Raw genomic sequence first — 18,288 nt, 5'->3', positions numbered from 1 at the left:
GCCGGGTGATAGAACCATTAGCGCACTGGTGGTGCGTACTGAATGCCGCCGTTGGTCCACAGCGCGTTCAGGCCACGGTCGATTTCCAGCGGAGTACTCTTGCCGAGGTTTTTCTCGAAGATTTCACCGTAGTTACCGACCTGCGAAACGATTTTCACAACCCAGTCCTTCGGCAGTTTCAGGTCCTTGCCGTATTCACCGTCAGCACCCAGCAGACGAGCAACGTCCGGGTTCTTGGTGGATTTGGCTTCTTCCAGCACGTTTTTCGAGGTCACGCCGGCTTCTTCAGTGTTCAGCAGCGCGTAGCCAACCCAGCGAACAATCGCCAGCCACTCGTCGTCGCCATTACGCACGACCGGGCCCAGTGGTTCTTTGGAGATGGTTTCCGGCAGTACCACGTAGTCTTTTGGCGAGGCCAGCTTGCTGCGCTGTGCGTACAGCTGCGACTTGTCGGAGGTCAGCACGTCGCAACGACCGGACTCCAGCGACTTGGCGCTTTCATCGGAGGTGTCGAAAGTGATCGGGGTGTACTTCAGGCCGTTGGCGCGGAAGTAGTCGGAGACGTTCAGTTCGGTGGTGGTACCGGCCTGGATGCAGATGGTTGCACCGTCCAGTTCCTTGGCACTTTTCACGCCCAGCTTGTTGTTGGCCAGGAAGCCCACGCCGTCGTAGTAAGTGATGAAGCCCGGGAATTTCAGGCCCATGCCGGCGTCACGCGAGCTGGTCATGGTGGTGTTGCGCGAGAGCAGGTCGATTTCGCCGGACTGCAGCGCGGTGAAGCGCTCCTTGGCGTTCAACTGGCTGAACTTGACCTTGTTGGCGTCGCCGAATACGGCAGCGGCCACAGCGCGGCAAACGTCAGCGTCGATCCCGAGAATCTTGCCCGAAGCGTCCGGCACCGAGAAACCCGGCAGACCGTCGCTCACGCCGCATTGCACGAAACCTTTCTTCTGCACGGCATCCAGGGTTGCACCCGCCTGAGCGAACCCGCTGACGCCGAGTACTGCTGCAGCAGTCACGACCGCCAGAGTGGATTTCAACATCTTCATTCAAACCTCCAGTTTTGCTCTTGTTGTGTCGGAGCTTGAGTCCAGTCGCACCCTTTTGAGGCGTTGTTGACCCGTGTTGGCTTTTTTTGGGGTCAACCGACGTAAGACCTTCGCTATGAGTCTAGTAGGAGAAAATCCACATCATGGACAACTCACTTCTCACCAGTCGGCCGAACGGGCTGTAGCCCTTTCACGTTCGCGTTGCCCGTAGCGGCCATTGGCGAACATCCATCACCGGATTCTTTGCAATCCCTTCGCACGACGTACACTGATAGTGTTACCGCAGGGCGTAGGACGCTTCATACAGAATCCTCCATAGCAAAGCCCGTACCACACCGCTTGCTGAAGCGGTTGCGCGACAGGTCAATAGCAAAACTTGTAGCCTTGCGACATCTTGTTAACGGATCGACCGGGCGCGCACGCAAATCACGCACTTATTGAGAGCGCCCGCACATTTTTGGAGCAGCCATGCACGAGCCCCTGATTCTTCAACCCCAAAAGCCCGCAGACGCCTGTGTGATCTGGCTGCACGGTCTCGGCGCGGATCGCTATGACTTCCTGCCAGTGGCTGAAGCGCTGCAGGAAAGCCTGCTGAGTACGCGCTTCGTATTACCGCAAGCGCCAACCCTGCCCGTCACCATCAACGGCGGTTACGCGATGCCGAGCTGGTACGACATAAAAGCAATGAGTCCGGCGCGGTCGATTGACCGTGAGCAGTTGGAAGCGTCGGCGGATCGCATCATCGAATTGATCGAAAAGGAGCGCGCCAGCGGAATAGACGCCTCGCGGATTTTTCTCGCCGGGTTTTCCCAGGGTGGCGCCGTTGTCCTGCACACCGCTTATATAAAGTGGCAAGGTCCGTTGGGTGGCGTACTTGCTCTGTCCACCTATGCCCCGACCTTCACCGATGAAATGGAGCTTTCAGCCAGTCAGCAGCGTATTCCTGCGCTGTGCCTGCACGGCCAGTTCGATGGCGTGGTGCAGAACTCGATGGGACGTAGCGCCTATGAGCATCTGCTGAAGCATGGTGTCACCGTGACATGGCAGGAATACCCAATGGAGCACGAAGTGTTACCCGAAGAAATTCGCGACATCGGGGTCTGGCTGGGTGAACACCTGCGTTGATCGTTTCAGTTCGAACGTCCCTTTGATCATCCCACTACGCCGAGCCCGCTTCTTGCATTACACTGGCCGGCGTACATTCCTTAACCAATTGATGAGATGACCGTGCTCAAAGCACTCAAGAAAATGTTCGGCAAAAGCGAGGCTGAGCAGCTCGCGCCAGCCCCCAGTGCGCCCTCACGCGCCCCCGGCCCTCGCAGCGATACGCCCAAAGCCGAACGTCCGGCACCGGTAGCGACACCTCAGCCCGAGCCGCAGCCTGCCATCGCCACCGAATCTGTCCGCGCCGAAGCACCGAAACCGCCCCGGCCGCGCCGCGAACCGAAGCCCAAGGCACCGGTCATTCCCTGGAAACTCGAAGATTTCGTCGTCGAACCCCAGGAAGGCAAAACCCGCTTCCACGATTTCAAACTCGCTCCGGAACTGATGCACGCCATCCAGGACCTGGGCTTTCCATACTGCACACCGATTCAGGCGCAGGTGCTGGGTTTCACCCTCGCCGGCAAAGACGCCATCGGCCGCGCGCAGACCGGCACCGGCAAGACCGCCGCGTTCCTGATCTCGATCATCACCCAACTGCTGCAGACCCCGCCGCCGAAAGAACGCTACATGGGCGAACCCCGCGCACTGATCATCGCGCCGACCCGTGAGCTGGTGGTGCAGATCGCCAAGGATGCGGCCGACCTGACCAAGTACACCGGCCTCAACGTGATGACGTTCGTTGGCGGCATGGACTTCGACAAGCAGCTCAAGCACCTCGAAGCACGCCACTGCGACATCCTCGTCGCCACACCGGGCCGTCTGCTCGACTTCAACCAGCGCGGCGACGTGCACCTGGACATGGTCGAAGTGATGGTGCTGGACGAAGCCGACCGCATGCTCGACATGGGCTTTATCCCGCAAGTGCGGCAGATCATTCGCCAGACCCCGCCGAAGTCCGAGCGTCAGACCCTGCTGTTCTCCGCGACCTTCACCGAAGACGTGATGAACCTGGCCAAGCAATGGACCACCGATCCGGCAATCGTCGAAATCGAAGTCACCAACGTGGCCAACGAAAACGTCGAGCAGCACATCTACGCGGTAGCCGGTGCGGACAAGTACAAATTGCTGTTCAACCTGGTCAACGACAACGGCTGGGAGCGCGTGATCGTCTTCGCCAACCGCAAGGACGAAGTGCGCCGTATCGAAGAGCGTCTGGTACGTGACGGCATCAACGCTGCGCAACTGTCCGGCGACGTGCCGCAGCACAAGCGCATCAAGACCCTGGAAGGCTTCCGCGAAGGCAAGATTCGCGTGCTGGTGGCCACCGATGTAGCCGGTCGTGGCATCCACATCGACGGCATCAGCCACGTGATCAACTTCACCCTCCCGGAAGTCCCGGACGATTACGTGCACCGCATCGGCCGTACCGGTCGCGCTGGCGCCGATGGCGTGTCGATCAGCTTCGCCGGTGAGGACGACTCGTACCAGTTGCCGTCGATCGAAGAGAAGCTCGGTCGCAAGATCAGCTGCGAAACACCGCCGACGCACCTGCTGCGCGCAGTCGAACGCAAGCGTCCGCAGCCGCAGTAAACGCCCCGAAAGCAAAAAGCGCAGCCGGCAACGGACTGCGCTTTTTTTTGCCCGACGTTTTCACCAGGCGCTTGCGATAGATAACTAAAAGTCCATAATGGACAAATAAGTTTATATCCAGACCGCGGAGCCTGACATGTCCAGTACACCCTACGTGATCGACCACACCCAGGCCCGCGAGCTGCTGGCGCGCATCGACGTGCCGCAGATCCTGCGCAAACTGTTTCGCGACCTCGCCGCCGGCCACGCCGTGCAACCGGCGCAGCAGTTGGTGGAGTTTCCGCAGGGCGCCGGCGACTTCATCAATTATCTGGGGGTGATGACCGAGGATGGCGTGTACGGGGTCAAGACCTCGCCGTACATCGTCCGCGAGCAAGGGCCACTGGTCACGGCGTGGACACTATTGATGTCGATGAAAACCGGCCAACCGCTGTTGCTTTGCGATGCCGGCGAGCTGACCACCGCACGCACTGCAGCGACCACCGCCGTTGCAGTCGATGCCCTCGCCCCGCTGAATGCCCAACGGCTGGCGATCATCGGCAGCGGCAAGGTTGCTCAGGCGCATCTGCATTACGTGAAAGGTCTGCGTGACTGGCAGCGCATCAGCGTGTACTCACCGAGCCTGTCTGAAGACGCTGAAACCCGGGCGCTGCTGAAAGAGATCTACCCGGGGGTGAAGATTGCCGACAGCCGCGATATCGCCTTCACGGACGCGGACGTGATCATGCTCTGCACCTCGTCCGCCGGCCCAGTGATCGACCCGGCCAGCTTGAGGAAACCGGCACTGATCACCTCGATCAGCACCAACGCTCCGCGCGCCCATGAGGTGCCCCCACAGAGCTTGGGCGACATGCAGGTGTTCTGTGACTATCGGCTGACCACGCCGGGCTCGGCGGGTGAGATGTTGATCGCGAGAGAGCAGCATGGCTGGGACAAGTCTGCGATTGTCGGTGACCTTGCCGATCTGCTCAGCGAGAAAGTGCCACGCCCCGGTTACGAACGTCACGTATTTTTCCGTTCAATCGGCCTGGGCCTGGAAGACATTGCGCTGGCCAATGCTATTTATCACCTCAAGCACTGACACCTCGATCCCTTGTAGGAGCTGACGAGTGAAACGAGGCTGCGATCTTTTGATTTTCAAAAGACAAGATCAAAAGATCGCAGCCTCGTTTCACTCGTCAGCTCCTACAGGATTCCAGATAAATTGGGAGATTTCATGAGCCAGGCAGACTTCATCATCATCGGCGGCGGGATTGCCGGCGCTTCCACCGGTTTCTGGCTGTCGCCGCACGCCAAGGTGATCGTGCTCGAACGCGAATCACACCCGGCCTATCACTCCACCGGACGTTCCGCCGCGCTCTATACCGCCGCCTACGGCACGCCGCAAGTGCGGGCGTTGACGCTGGCCAGCCGCGCGTTCTTCGACCATCCGCCGAGCGGCTTTTGCGAGCACCCATTGCTCACGCCACGCGGCGAAATGACCGTGGATTTCAGCGGTGACGCCGCCGAACTGAACAACCAGTACCTCAGCGCCAAAGCCACGGTGCCAGAAATGCAGCTGCTCAGCGCCGACGAAGCCTGCGCTCGCCTGCCGATCCTGCGTCGGGAAAAAGTCCACGGCGCGATCTACGACCCGACCGCCAGCGACATCGACACCGACGCCCTGCATCAGGGCTTCCTGCGCGGTATCCGCCGCAACAACGGCCAGGTGCACACCGATTGCGAAGTGCTGGGCCTGAGTCGTGACACTGACGGTCAGTGGCAAGTGCAGACCAACGGTCAGACCTTCAGCGCGCCGGTCATCATCAACGCCGCCGGCGCCTGGGCCGACCAGATCGGCGCACTGGCCGGTGCCCAAGCGCTGGGCCTGCAACCCAAGCGCCGCGCGGCGTTCATTTTCGCCGGCCCCGAGGGCGTGGACATTCATCACTGGCCGATGCTGGTCAGCCTCGATGAGTCGTTCTATATGAAGCCCGACGCCGGGATGTTCCTCGGCTCGCCGGCCAACGCCGATCCGGTCGAACCGCATGACGTGCAACCGGAAGAGCTGGACATCGCCATGGGCATCTATCAGATCGAAGAGGCTACGACCCTGACTATTCGCCGCCCGATCCGCACCTGGGCCGGACTGCGCAGTTTTGTCGCCGACGGTGATCTGCTCAGCGGTTTCGATCCGCAGGTGCCCGGGCTGTTCTGGGTCGCAGCCCAAGGCGGTTACGGTATTCAGACCTCACCGGCCATGGGCCAGGCCAGTGCGGCATTGGTACGCGGTGAAGCCTTGCCTGAACATCTGCAGCAGTTCGGCCTGAGCAGCGCCATGCTCTCCCTTGCAAGGCTCGGCTGAGCCCCTTGGCGGATGACGCGCCCAACGGATTGCGGCACACTCGCAGCGCCCCCGTGCACGGGGGCGCTGACGCTGCCTGGAGCTCCACAAACATGACCGCCCCCGAATTCGATCCGGCACTGGATAATTTCCGCGCCATCGCCGACGCCATCGCCACGCTGTTCTTTCCCCACGCCGAAGTGGTGCTGCACGACTTGCGCACGCAGAAGGTCGACTACATCGCCAACAACTTGTCCAAACGCGAGATCGGCGACGATTCATCGCTTGAAGACATGCTCAGCGAGGAGATCAGTGAGCGCAACATCGGCCCGTACGAAAAGCTCAATTGGGACGGCCAGAAGATCCGCAGCCTGAGCACCGTACTGCGCGACGGTGAAGAGCGGCCGCTGGCGGTGCTGTGCATCAATCTGAATATCTCGTTGTTCGAGAATGCCAAGGCTGCGCTGGATCTGTTCCTGTCGCCGAGCAAACTGATCCCGCAGCCGGATTCACTGTTTCGCGATGACTGGCAGGAACGCATCAACACCTTCCTCCACGCCTGGCTGCGCGAGCGGCAGCTGAGCCTGAATCTGCTGACCCGCGATCACAAGCGCGAACTGGTGCTGGCGCTGCATGCCGAAGGCGCGTTCAAGGGCAAGAGCGCCTCGAACTATGTGGCCAATGTGCTGAACATGGGGCGGGCGACGGTGTACAAGCATTTGAAGGAATTGAAGGGCTGAAGATCCAGGAGTTGTGTTGCCTGGAATGACCTCTTCGCGAGCAGGCTCGCTCCCACAGGGGATTTGTGAACGGCACAGATCCAATGTGGGAGCGAGCCTGCTCGCGAAAGCGGTAGATCAGTCGCCGTAGATGTCGGACTTGAAATACTTCTCGGAAATCTTCTGATATTCGCCGCTGGCACGAATCCCGTCGATGGCCGTATTCAACTGGCTGACCAGTTCGGTATTGCCCTTGCGCACCGCAATCCCCGCGCCTTCGCCCACGTACTTCGGATCCTTCAGTTCCGGCCCGACAAACGCGTAACCCTTGCCGCGTGGCATCGACAGGAAGTCGGTCAGCGGAATGGTGTCGGCAAAAATCGCATCGAGCCGCCCTGCCGCCAGGTCCATGTAGATTTCTTCGTTATTGCCATAGCGCTTGACGATGATGCCCTTGGGCTCGAACACCTCGGTGGCATAACGGTCGGTGGTGGTCGCACGCTGCACACCGACGGTCTTGCCCTTGAGGCTGGCGTACTGGTCATCGACCGTGGCGCCTTCCTTCATCACCAGCCGCGACGAAGTGAAGTAGTACTTGTGGGTGAAATCCACCGACTTCTTGCGGTCTTCGTTGATGGTCATCGACGACAGCGCCATGTCGATTTTCTTCACTTTCAGCGAAGGGATCAGGCCATCGAACTCACCCTCGACCCACACACACTTGACCTTCATCTGCGCGCACAGGGCGTTGCCGATGTCGTAGTCGAAACCGACGATCTCGCCCTTGTCGGTTTTCGAGGCGAAGGGTGGATAAGCGGCCTCAATGCCGATGCGCAGGGTTTTCTCCGCAGCAAACGAATGGGTGCACGCCAACAGGCTCAGGGCCAGACCGGTGATGAGGGGGAGTTTCTTCATGTTCGTTCTCTCGCGGGTTGTTGTTGGTTTGGCAAGACAGAAGAAAAGAGCTGGAACGGGATTTTTGTACTTATAAATCCATACTGGACTTATGTGTACATTTCGTCAATTGGGTAAAGAGAAGGGATTTTAGTGATGCAGGTGACGCCTTCGCGAGCAGGCTCGCTCCCACAGGGGATCTGTAGCGAACACGATATCTGCGTTCATGAAGATCCAATGTGGGAGCGAGCCTGCTCGCGAAAACTGACTGAAGGGCACTACAGAAATTACTTCTTCCAGCGCTCCGCCGCAGCATGATCACTGTCTCGCCCCTCAACCCAGCGCGGGCCGTCGCGGGTGTTCTCTTTTTTCCAGAACGGCGCGCGGGTTTTCAGGTAGTCCATGACAAAGGCGCAGGCGTCGAATGCCGCCTGGCGATGGGCGCTGGCCGCGCCGACAAACACAATCGGCTCGCCCGGCTCCAGCGCGCCGATGCGGTGCAGCACTTCCAGCTTCAGCAGCGGCCAGCGCTGCTCGGCCTCGACGGCGATCTTGCCAAGGGCTTTTTCGGTCATGCCCGGATAGTGTTCAAGGAACATCCCGGCCACATCCAGCCCGTCATTGAAGTCGCGCACGTAGCCGACAAAACTCACCACCGCGCCAACGCCGACATTCGCCGCGTGCATCGCGTTGACTTCAGCGCCGGGATCGAACGCCGTGGACTGCACACGAATCGCCATCCGTCAGCCTCCGGTCACGGTGGGAAAAAACGCCACTTCGTCGCCGTCGCTCACCGGCTCGTCGAGCTGGCACAGGTCTTCGTTGCGCGCGCACATCAGGTTCTGCTCGCTCAAGACCTCGGCGCCATCGCGTTGCGCGAGCAGCGCACGGACATCGTCGACCGTAGCGAAATCGCCTTCGACCTTGACCGAGTCCACGCCCAACGCTTCACGATAACGCGCAAAGAATTTAACCGTCAGTTTCATGGTTGCTCCGCCTGAAAATGCCCGCTCTTGCCGCCGACCTTTTCCAGCAAACGCACGCTTTCGATGGTCATGCCCCGGTCCACGGCCTTGCACATGTCGTAAATGGTCAGCGCGGCAACGCTGGCAGCGGTCAGTGCTTCCATCTCCACGCCGGTCTGCCCGGAGAGCTTGCAGCGGGCGACGATGCGTACGCTGTCTTCGCCTTCTGCACTGAGTTCGACCTTGACACCGGTGAGCATCAGCGGATGGCACAACGGGATCAGATCACTGGTTTTCTTCGCGGCCTGAATGCCGGCAATGCGAGCGACGGCAAACACGTCACCCTTGGGGTGGCCGCCGCTGACGATCATCTGCAGGGTTTCGGGCAGCATGCGCACCAGCGCCTGGGCGGTCGCCTCACGGAATGTCACGGCTTTTTCGGTGACGTCGACCATGTTGGCGCGACCTTGGGAATCGAGATGAGTCAGCACGGGATTACTCCTGATCAGGAGCGTGGATTGTAAACCTGTGGGTCAAATTTCCGCACCACTGATTATGAATTCACCGTTGCACCCTGTGGGAGCGAGCCTGCTCGCGAAAGCGGGTTCGGATTCACTAAGGATGTCGACTGATACACCGCATTCGCGAGCAGGCTCGCTCCCACGGGGACATGCATTTATCCATAAAAAACCGGGCGGATTTTGGGCCGCCCGGTTTTGTTGGAAGGGTTACAGATGCGATTCGGCGTATTCGGCCAGGATCGAGCGTGGCACGCCCTGCAGGGTGATGTGCACCCCGTTGGGGAAATCCTTGAAGCGTTCGGTCAGGTAGGTCAGCCCGGAGCTGGTCGCGGACAGGTAAGGGGTGTCGATCTGTGCCAGGTTGCCCAGGCACACCACTTTGGAACCGGCGCCGGCCCGGGTGATGATGGTTTTCATCTGGTGCGGCGTAAGGTTCTGGCATTCGTCGATCAGGATCAGGCTCTGCTGGAAGCTGCGACCGCGAATGTAGTTGAGCGATTTGAACTGCAACGGCACTTTGCTGAGGATGTAATCGACGCTGCCATGGGTGTTTTCATCATCCATGTGCAAGGCTTCGAGGTTGTCGGTGATGGCGCCCAGCCAAGGCTCCATTTTTTCCGCTTCGGTGCCGGGCAGGAAGCCGATTTCCTGGTCCAGGCCCTGCACGCTGCGGGTCGCGATGATGCGGCGATAGCGCTTGCTGACCATGGTCTGCTCGATCGCCGCGGCCAGCGCCAGAATGGTTTTACCGGAACCTGCCGCACCCGACAGGTTGACCAGATGAATGTCCGGATCCAGCAGCGCGTAGAGCGCCAGACTCTGATAGATGTCCCGTGGTTTGAGGCCCCAGGCTTCCTGGTGCAGCAGCGGTTCCTGGTGCAGGTCGAGGATCAGCAGCTTGTCTTCCTGGATTTCCTTGATCCAGCCGACAAAGCCTTGTTCGTCAATGATGAACTCGTTGATGTGCACCGCAGGCAGGTTGTCGATCAACTGCACCTGATGCCAGGTGCGGCCGTGATCCTGACGGGTATCGACCTTGCTCACGCGGTCCCAGAAGGAGCCGGTCATGTTGTGGTAGCCGTTGGGCAGCAGGGACACGTCGTCGACCAACTGGTCGGTGCTGTAGTCCTCGGCATCGATCCCGCAGGCGCGCGCCTTGAGGCGCATGTTGATGTCTTTGGTGACCAGCACCACGGCCTTCTGCGGATCACGGGTATGCAGGTCGATCAACTGGTTGATGATTTTGTTGTCGTTCAGATGCTCGGGCAGAATCAGGTTCGACTCGGCCTGTTTGCTCATCAGAATTGACAGCAAGCCCTTTGGCCCGCCCTTGCCGCGCTGGATCGGCACACCCAGTTCAACGTCCTCGGGGGAGGCATCGCCCAGGGTCTTGTCGATCAGCCGGATCGCCTGGCGGCATTCGGCAGCAACGCTGTGATGGCCGCTCTTGAGCTTGTCCAGCTCTTCGAGCACGGTCATCGGGATCGCGACGTGGTGTTCTTCGAAATTCAGCAGGGCATTTGGATCGTGAATCAATACGTTGGTATCGAGTACATAAAGGATTGGCTGGTTGGAAGAAGGGCTACGTCCGTGATCATCCATACTCGGTCACCTTTGTGGGAGCCATTCGACGCAATACCTGGGCGGTGCTGCGCCTCGAAGTGACTGCCGAATTCATCCACGAGGGCCTGGATGAAGTGCACACAAAAGGAGTCTTGGAAGACGCCACCTGTGTTGCAGGTTTCGGCGGTCTGTCTTCGTAATACTCCAAAACCCATGACATAAAAAAGCACTTTGACGGTTTTTTTAAGTTTATTTTGCAGAGTGACGAAAAGCCCTTGGCGGACCGTGCAGACCCCGCTAAAGTCGGAAGTCCGCCTGCATCGAATTCTCTGAAAAAATCGCCCCAAGCCCAATGTTTCCGGGCTTTTTTTCGTTTTTCAGCGAAACCCGTCCTGACAGTCTTCAAAGCCGATGCCACTTTGCGCAGTTTGCGTGATCAGCCACGGCAACGCGGTCCTCACCGCATCCTGTTTCATGTTGAAATTGATCACCCCGTGGCGCCACAACAACATCAGGGTCAGCACTCGCTGCGCGCTCTGCGCACCCTTGAGCTTGCCGGCACCATCCTGAGCATCGATGTCCCACAGCGCCACTTGCAAGCCCTGATTGCGCAAGAAGCTGCCAGCATCAGAGCGACGCTGCCCCTCCGGCGGACGGAACAGCGGCACGTAGTTTTCCGGCAACTTGTTCTTCACCAGGTCACTGCTGCGGCGCACCGAGTCCTGCCAGTCCTGCCAATAACTGTGGGAACGGAACTCCCAACCCTGCACGCCGACACACTGTTTCGAGAACTCCGATTGCAGATTGCTCACCGAGCGATCCGCCAGTCGCGCCTGCACGTCCTTGCCCAACAGGAAGAACGTGCCGCTGAGATTGGCTTTGCGCAGGTAGTCGGCGATCCAGTCGGTGTTGTCCGGCTGCAGGTTTGCAGCGCTGTCGAAACTCAGCAGAAACAGCCGGTCATGCATCTCGTCGCCGCTGCGTTCATAGTCGCCGAAACGATCGACTTCACTGCTGGTCTGCGGCGACAGCGCGGCCTTGCGCATCAGCTCGTCCAGGTACTGCAAATGAAACAACCGGCTCGGTTCGGCCCATTTGGTGTAATAACTGTCGTCGCTGACTACGAATTTGGCGGCCTGTTCGCGCAGGGTCGGCAGGTCTTCGACGAGGAAGCAGAACGAGGCATCCTGATCGCAGCTCTGCTGGGCGAAGTTGTAGTTGGCCAACAGACGTTCCCAGAGCCGCTGACGCAGGCGGCTGATCGCGTCGACGTTGATCGTGCGCAGCCCCAGACGCTGGGCCAGCGCAGCCTCGTCTAGCGCTTCGGTGCCGAGCAGGCCGCGGGCGAACATGAGGATTTCTGCACGCGAGGCGACGTCAAACAGCGTCGGATTGCTGAGCTGCTCCGGCCAGGTGCTGCGGTCCAGCGTCGCCACATCGCCCGGTGCCGCCATGGCCCCGCAGCTCAGCAGCCACGCCGTGATTAAAAGAACAATGCGCAAAGGGGTGTCTCCATAACCAAACCCGCGCGGCACTATAGCTGATCCCGCACGATTCCCAGCAGCAACACCTATCTCCTGTGGGAGCGAGCCTGCTCGCGAATACGGTGTATCGGTCGGCATTTATAGTGAATTTGAATCTGCTTTCGCGAGCAGGCTCGCTCCCACAGGTGGGTTGAGTTAAGCCGTCGATCACCTATGGGCTTGATAGCTGGAGTCAACCCGGCCAACCCCCTAGAATCGCCCCCACGATTAAAGGAGACGACTTCATGCTGATGGTGATTTCCCCCGCCAAGACCCTCGATTACGAAACACCGCCGGCGACCCAGCGCTTTACCCAGCCGCAATACCTCGACCATTCCCAAGAGCTGATCCAGCAACTGCGCGAACTGAGCCCGGCACAAATCAGCGAACTGATGCATGTGTCCGACAAGATTGGTGGCCTCAACGCCGCGCGTTTCGGCAGCTGGACGCCCGCCTTCACCCCGGAAAACGCCAAGCAGGCCCTGCTCGCATTCAAAGGTGACGTGTACACCGGCCTCGACGCCCAGTCCTTCAGCGAAGCCCAGTTCGACTACGCGCAAAAGCACCTGCGCATGCTCTCCGGCCTTTATGGCCTGCTGCGTCCGCTGGATCTGATGCAGCCGTACCGTCTGGAAATGGGCACCAAACTGGCCAACGCCCGTGGCAAGGATCTGTATGCGTTCTGGGGCACCCGCATCAGCGAATGGCTCAACGAAGCGCTGGCCGAGCAAGGCGACGACCTGCTGCTGAACCTGGCGTCCAACGAGTACTTCTCGGCGGTCAAACGCAGCGCCCTGAACGCGCGGATCATCAACACCGAGTTCAAGGACCTGAAGAACGGTCAGTACAAGATCATCAGCTTCTACGCGAAGAAGGCCCGCGGGCTGATGAGCCGTTTCGTGATTCAGGAAAAAATCAACGATCCTGCCCTGCTCAAGCAGTTCGATGTGCAGGGTTATCAGTACAGCGCCGAGCAGTCGAAACCGGACAATCTGGTGTTTCTGCGAGATCACGCCCCGGAATAAAGCATGCCCATTGCACGACTCTTTCTATAAAGAGTCGTGCAGCTCGCACGACGTCAAAAATCCCCCGCCACATTTCGCCGTTTTATTGGCGCCATAAAATCGTCCCGCCCAATTCTAATTTTAGTTTCACTCGACACCCGCACTTTTTTTCAGTAGTGGCACGTAAATTTTTTTACGGTAGTGGCACAAAACTATCTAGCTCGATTGCGCACCGATTAATAAAGGCCCAAATCGAAAGTGCTATCAATTTGAGACCAGTGCCATCTTTGTCAATATTTCAAAAAATTTCAGATTTCGCGATGAGCGGGTAGGAACTATGTCCAAATGCATAGCTCATACCACCGGTAACGATTCTCGCCGAGTTTGTACGAGATAACTTACGCAGAGCGGAGAACCATGTAACCAAGTTGTCACAGCAACTTGCCTAGATGGTTCACTCATCTGATCAACTAACGATGGATAGGTGATACGCACCATAAACATCCTCTACAAGGCCAAGGCTGCGCCCCTGTAAACGTGCTCGCCTGAGCACCCAACCGCTTGATCTACGGGCTTTTCGACCGACATCAGGTGGACTGAAAACATGCACAAGAGTCTTCCAGCAAGAAGATCCGCTGCATAACAGGGCAAGTCATAACAACCAGGCCTAGTTGCGCACATCTTGAGTGCACTTATTTAGACACTCGGAACTTAGTATGCCTGCACACGGCATTGTGGCGCCTGTTTGCCGCACTTTCGAGTGCACTATGACCGCTGAACACCATTAACTCCGGCCATCTAATGGCTTGATAAAACACAGAGGTATTTGCGATGCGCATCAGCATATTTGGTTTGGGTTACGTTGGCGCAGTATGTGCCGGTTGCCTGTCTGCACGGGGCCATGACGTGGTTGGCGTCGATGTTGCCAAAGACAAGATCGACATGATCAACGCCGGCAAGTCGCCGATTGTTGAACCGGGTCTGGGCGAACTTCTGGCCCAGGGTATCGAGACCGGTCGTCTGCGCGGTACAACCAACTTCGCCGAGGCAATTCGTGACACCGACCTGTCGATGATCTGCGTCGGTACACCGAGCAAGAAGAACGGCGACCTGGAACTGAACTACATCGAGGCGGTGTGCCGCGAGATCGGTTTCGTGCTGCGTGAAAAATCCACCCGTCACACCATCGTGGTGCGCAGCACCGTGCTGCCGGGCACCGTCGCCAACGTGGTCATCCCGATCCTCGAAGACTGCTCGGGCAAGAAGGCCGGTGTCGATTTCGGCGTCGCGGTCAACCCGGAATTCCTGCGTGAATCCACCGCGATCAAGGACTACGACCTGCCACCGATGACCGTCATCGGCGAGTTCGACAAGGCCTCGGGCGACGTTCTGCAATCGCTGTACGAAGAACTCGACGCGCCGATCATCCGCAAGGACATCGCCGTCGCCGAGATGATCAAGTACACCTGCAACGTCTGGCACGCAACCAAGGTCACCTTCGCCAACGAGATCGGCAACATCGCCAAAGCGGTCGGCGTCGATGGCCGTGAAGTGATGGACGTGGTCTGCCAGGACAAGACCCTCAACCTGTCCCAGTACTACATGCGCCCGGGCTTCGCCTTCGGCGGTTCGTGCCTGCCCAAAGACGTGCGCGCCCTGACCTACCGCGCCGGTTCGCTGGACGTCGAAGCACCGCTGCTCAACTCGCTGATGCGCAGCAACGAATCGCAAGTGCAGAACGCCTTCGACATCGTTGAAAGCCACGACAAACGCAAAGTCGCCCTGCTCGGCCTGAGCTTCAAGGCCGGCACCGACGACCTGCGCGAAAGTCCGCTGGTGGAACTGGCCGAAATGCTGATCGGCAAGGGCTACGACCTGAGCATCTACGACAGCAACGTCGAGTACGCCCGTGTTCACGGCGCGAACAAGGACTACATCGAGTCGAAGATCCCGCACGTGTCGTCCCTGCTCAACGCGGACTTCGATTCGGTGATCGACAACTCCGACGTGATCATCCTCGGCAACCGCGACGAGAAATTCCGCGCGCTGGCCCAGGAAGCACCGCAAGGCAAACAGGTCATCGACCTGGTCGGCTTCATGGCCAAAGCCACCAACCCAGGTACTCGCACTGAAGGTATCTGCTGGTAAACAGCCCTGTAGGAGCTGACGAGTGAAACGAGGCTGCGATCTTTACCCCGGCCACTTGAGTCTTGAGTGAACCCGCAAAGATCAAAAGATCGCAGCCTTCGGCAGCTCCTACATGTCCTTGCAAGTTTTTGTATGCCTGCCTTAACCCCATCGGGCCACCCGACAGGCTCGCCCGAGATAGAGACGGATGCAGATTATGCACAGGCTAAAGCACGGCCTACTTCAGGCCGCCGGTTGGCTGTTTTACCTCAGTTTGTTGATGGGCCTGGCCTTGATGCTGCCCACGTCCACATTCGACTCCGAGTCGAAGGACTTCATTTTCCTGATTGGCGCCGTGGGTATCTGGCGCTACTCGATGGGTGCAACGCACTTTGTGCGCGGCATGATTTTTCTCTACATCGTTTACCCGCACCTGCGCCGCAAAGTGCGCAAGCTGGGTAAAGCGGCGGACCCGTCGCATGTGTTTCTGATGGTCACCAGTTTCCGTATCGACGCGCTCACCACCGCACAGGTCTACAGCTCGGTGATCCGCGAAGCCATCGACTGCGAACTGCCGACCACCGTGGTCTGCTCGATTGTCGAAATGTCCGATGAGCTGCTGGTCAAGGCGCTGTGGGCGCGGATGAATCCGCCAGACCGCGTGAAGCTCGACTTCGTGCGCATTCCCGGCACCGGCAAGCGTGATGGCCTGGCCTACGGTTTCCGCGCGATCTCCCGTCACCTGCCGGACGACCGCGCCGTGGTGGCCGTGATCGACGGTGACACCGTGCTTGGCGAAGGCACCGTGCGCAAGACCGTGCCGTGGTTCCAGCTGTTCGGCAACGTCGGCGGCCTGACCACCAACGAGTTCTGCGAAGTGCGCGGCGGCTACATCATGAGCGAATGGCACAAGCTGCGTTTCGCCCAGCGTCACATCAACATGTGCTCGATGGCCCTGTCCAAGCGCGTACTGACCATGACCGGGCGTATGTCGGTGTTCCGCGCCACCGTGGTGACCGACCCGGAATTCATCGCCGACGTCGAAAGCGACTCGCTGCAACACTGGCGCCTGGGCCGTTTCAAGTTCCTCACCGGTGACGACAAATCGAGCTGGTTCAGCCTGATGCGTCTGGGTTACGACACCTTTTACGTGCCGGACGCCGCGATCAACACCGTTGAACACCCGCCGGAAAAGAGCTTCATCAAGGCCAGCCGCAAACTGATGTTCCGCTGGTACGGCAACAACCTGCGCCAGAACTCGCGAGCGCTGGGCCTGGGTGTGAAACGCCTCGGCGCCTTCACCTCGGTGGTGCTGTTCGACCAGCGTGTGTCGATGTGGACCTCGCTGCTGGGCCTGACCGTGGCGATCATCGCCAGCTTCAAGTACGGCGGTGCGTTCATCCTCGCCTACCTGCTGTGGATCGGCATCACGCGCCTGATTCTGACCTTGCTGCTGTCGTGCTCCGGTCACCGGATCGGCCCGGCCTATCCCGTGATTCTGTATTACAACCAGATCGTCGGTGCGCTGGTGAAGATCTACGTGTTCTTCCGCCTCGACCAGCAATCCTGGACGCGCCAACCCACTTCCCTGACCCGTGATCTCGCCAGCTTTCAACGTTGGTTCAACACCTGGTCGTCTCGGACCATGACCTTCTCCGCCGGCAGCATTTTCGTCGCCGTGCTGCTGATGATGGTCTGACCTGCCCCTATTGAATTAACAAGGAAATCGCCCCCATGAATACCGCCGTCAACGCCAACGTAGTGCATGAATCCGAAGCCCAGCGTCAGCACGCCCGAGTGAAAATCCCGGCCAAACTGCGTTTCTTCGGCCCGGACCGGACGCCGGTCGAGGCGCGGGTCCTGGACCTGTCCGCCGGTGGTCTGGCGTTCAACGCCGGACAACTGCCGCTCAAGACCGGCGACGTGTACAAGGCACGCCTGCAATTCGTCATCGACAACCTCGGCCTGGCCATGGACGTCGAACTGCAAGTGCGCTCCTACGACCGCCAGAGCGGCCGCGTCGGTTGCCAGTTCCAGAACCTCGAACCGCAAGACATCTCGACCCTGCGTCACCTGATCACGTCGCACCTGGCCGGCGACATCGTCAGCATGGGTGAAGTGCTGGCGACGCTGCAGCGCGACAACTTCACCAAGGCGCGCAAGGTCAAGGACGGCGGCAGCGGCATGACCCCGTTCGGGCGGCTGAAAGCGGTGACTTTCAGCGCCGGTATTTTCGCCATCGGTCTGGTCGCGTTCGGTTTCGTCTTCAAGTCGGTGTACGGCATGTACTTCGTCAGCCATGCGCAGGCCGGTCTGGTCAGCGTACCGGGAATGAACATCACCATGCCGCGTGACGGCACCGTGCAGAGCCTGGTCAAGTCCGACGGCGTCGCCGCCAAAGGCGCCCCGCTGGCGACCTTCAGCACCAGCATGCTCGACGTGCTCAAGGGCCATCTCGACGAAGACCAGTTGCAACCGGCCAAGGTGGAAGAACTGTTCGGCAAGCAGATGACTGGCACCCTGACCTCGCCGTGCGACTGCACCGTGGCCCAGCAACTGGTGGCTGACGGTCAGTACGCAAGCAAAGGCGACGTGATCTTCACCCTGGTACCGCGCAACACCCAGGCCACCGTCGATGCACGCTTCTCCTATCGCCAGTTCGGCGACGTGCGTCCGGGTACGCCAGTGAGCTTCCAGATCGCCGGCGAAGACCAGACCCGCACCGGCAAGATCGTCAGCAGCACCAGCCTGAAAAGCGCCGACCTGTCCTCCGACATTCGCGTGCAGATTCAGCCGGACGAACCGCTGGACAGCAGCTTCGCCGGCCGTCCGGTGGAAGTGAACAGCGACCGTGGCCCGAACCTGAACTGGCTGATCGACAAAGCCATGGCTGCCGGTCTTTAAGT

16 protein-coding genes are annotated in these 18,288 nt (G+C 59.4%); 9 read left to right on the top strand and 7 right to left on the bottom strand.

Translation table 11 applies throughout. The annotated features are described in order from the left end of the window. Window positions 1–17: 17 nt before the first annotated feature. Entirely contained in the window at window positions 18–1,049 is a 1,032-nt protein-coding gene (locus tag ACM6HV_RS25840; RefSeq protein WP_007965188.1) for an amino acid ABC transporter substrate-binding protein, read from the bottom strand. Between the two features lie 468 nt (window positions 1,050–1,517). Here ACM6HV_RS25840 and ACM6HV_RS25835 point away from each other — a divergent pair, with 468 nt between their 5' ends. The 5 genes from ACM6HV_RS25835 to ACM6HV_RS25815 all read left to right on the top strand — a co-directional run bounded on the left by ACM6HV_RS25835 (window position 1,518) and on the right by ACM6HV_RS25815 (window position 6,806). Continuing rightward, complete coding sequence (locus ACM6HV_RS25835; RefSeq protein ID WP_145597523.1) at window positions 1,518–2,174, top strand: alpha/beta fold hydrolase; 657 nt, start codon at window positions 1,518–1,520, stop codon at window positions 2,172–2,174. A gap of 96 nt (window positions 2,175–2,270) precedes the next feature. Next, a complete protein-coding gene (gene rhlB / locus ACM6HV_RS25830; RefSeq protein ID WP_198758446.1) occupies window positions 2,271–3,743 on the top strand; it encodes an ATP-dependent RNA helicase RhlB in 1,473 nt (490 codons plus the stop codon). A gap of 136 nt (window positions 3,744–3,879) precedes the next feature. Further along, window positions 3,880–4,824, top strand: coding sequence for an ornithine cyclodeaminase family protein (locus ACM6HV_RS25825; protein ID WP_414905617.1), 945 nt, complete (start codon window positions 3,880–3,882; stop codon window positions 4,822–4,824). 135 nt (window positions 4,825–4,959) lie between these two features. Beyond that, window positions 4,960–6,087: an NAD(P)/FAD-dependent oxidoreductase gene (locus tag ACM6HV_RS25820; RefSeq protein WP_414905616.1), complete on the top strand. Its 1,128-nt coding sequence runs from the start codon at window positions 4,960–4,962 to the stop codon at window positions 6,085–6,087. A gap of 92 nt (window positions 6,088–6,179) precedes the next feature. Then, window positions 6,180–6,806 carry a helix-turn-helix transcriptional regulator gene (locus tag ACM6HV_RS25815; RefSeq protein WP_414905615.1) on the top strand — a complete coding sequence of 209 codons (627 nt, stop codon included), beginning with the start codon at window positions 6,180–6,182 and terminating at the stop codon, window positions 6,804–6,806. A gap of 117 nt (window positions 6,807–6,923) precedes the next feature. On the opposite strand, the gene ACM6HV_RS25810 is transcribed toward ACM6HV_RS25815, so the two are convergent. The 6 genes from ACM6HV_RS25810 to ACM6HV_RS25785 form a co-directional block, all read right to left on the bottom strand. Next, a complete protein-coding gene (locus tag ACM6HV_RS25810; RefSeq protein ID WP_145597515.1) occupies window positions 6,924–7,700 on the bottom strand; it encodes an ABC transporter substrate-binding protein in 777 nt (258 codons plus the stop codon). 266 nt (window positions 7,701–7,966) lie between these two features. Beyond that, window positions 7,967–8,419, bottom strand: a complete 453-nt coding sequence (moaE, locus tag ACM6HV_RS25805; protein WP_225137609.1) for a molybdopterin synthase catalytic subunit MoaE — start codon at window positions 8,417–8,419, stop codon at window positions 7,967–7,969. A 3-nt stretch (window positions 8,420–8,422) separates the two neighbouring features. Next, window positions 8,423–8,665, bottom strand: a complete 243-nt coding sequence (gene moaD, locus ACM6HV_RS25800) for a molybdopterin converting factor subunit 1 (RefSeq protein ID WP_108181749.1) — start codon at window positions 8,663–8,665, stop codon at window positions 8,423–8,425. Further along, window positions 8,662–9,135, bottom strand: coding sequence for a cyclic pyranopterin monophosphate synthase MoaC (moaC, locus tag ACM6HV_RS25795; RefSeq protein WP_008080206.1), 474 nt, complete (start codon window positions 9,133–9,135; stop codon window positions 8,662–8,664). The genes moaD and moaC overlap by 4 nt, the downstream gene beginning before the upstream one ends. A 237-nt stretch (window positions 9,136–9,372) precedes the next feature. Continuing rightward, window positions 9,373–10,767 (bottom strand): PhoH family protein, encoded by a 1,395-nt coding sequence (locus tag ACM6HV_RS25790; protein ID WP_041064814.1) that lies wholly within the window; start codon window positions 10,765–10,767, stop codon window positions 9,373–9,375. Between the two features lie 338 nt (window positions 10,768–11,105). Then, a complete protein-coding gene (locus ACM6HV_RS25785) occupies window positions 11,106–12,230 on the bottom strand; it encodes a polysaccharide deacetylase family protein (RefSeq protein WP_414905614.1) in 1,125 nt (374 codons plus the stop codon). A gap of 266 nt (window positions 12,231–12,496) precedes the next feature. Here ACM6HV_RS25785 and yaaA point away from each other — a divergent pair, with 266 nt between their 5' ends. The 4 genes from yaaA (at window position 12,497) to ACM6HV_RS25765 (ending at window position 18,286) form a co-directional block, all read left to right on the top strand. Next, entirely contained in the window at window positions 12,497–13,276 is a 780-nt protein-coding gene (gene yaaA, locus ACM6HV_RS25780) for a peroxide stress protein YaaA (RefSeq protein WP_414905613.1), read from the top strand. An 810-nt stretch (window positions 13,277–14,086) separates the two neighbouring features. Next, window positions 14,087–15,403 carry a nucleotide sugar dehydrogenase gene (locus ACM6HV_RS25775; protein ID WP_041064820.1) on the top strand — a complete coding sequence of 439 codons (1,317 nt, stop codon included), beginning with the start codon at window positions 14,087–14,089 and terminating at the stop codon, window positions 15,401–15,403. 196 nt (window positions 15,404–15,599) lie between these two features. Then, a complete protein-coding gene (gene alg8 / locus ACM6HV_RS25770; protein ID WP_217436834.1) occupies window positions 15,600–17,081 on the top strand; it encodes a glycosyltransferase family 2 protein in 1,482 nt (493 codons plus the stop codon). Between the two features lie 35 nt (window positions 17,082–17,116). Beyond that, complete coding sequence (locus ACM6HV_RS25765; RefSeq protein ID WP_198758440.1) at window positions 17,117–18,286, top strand: PilZ domain-containing protein; 1,170 nt, start codon at window positions 17,117–17,119, stop codon at window positions 18,284–18,286. Window positions 18,287–18,288: the final 2 nt, after the last annotated feature.

The organism is Pseudomonas sp. IT-P260, assembly GCF_949768395.1.
Taxonomy (GTDB): domain Bacteria; phylum Pseudomonadota; class Gammaproteobacteria; order Pseudomonadales; family Pseudomonadaceae; genus Aquipseudomonas; species Aquipseudomonas parakoreensis.
This window is presented reverse-complemented; position numbering and strand designations above follow the sequence as displayed.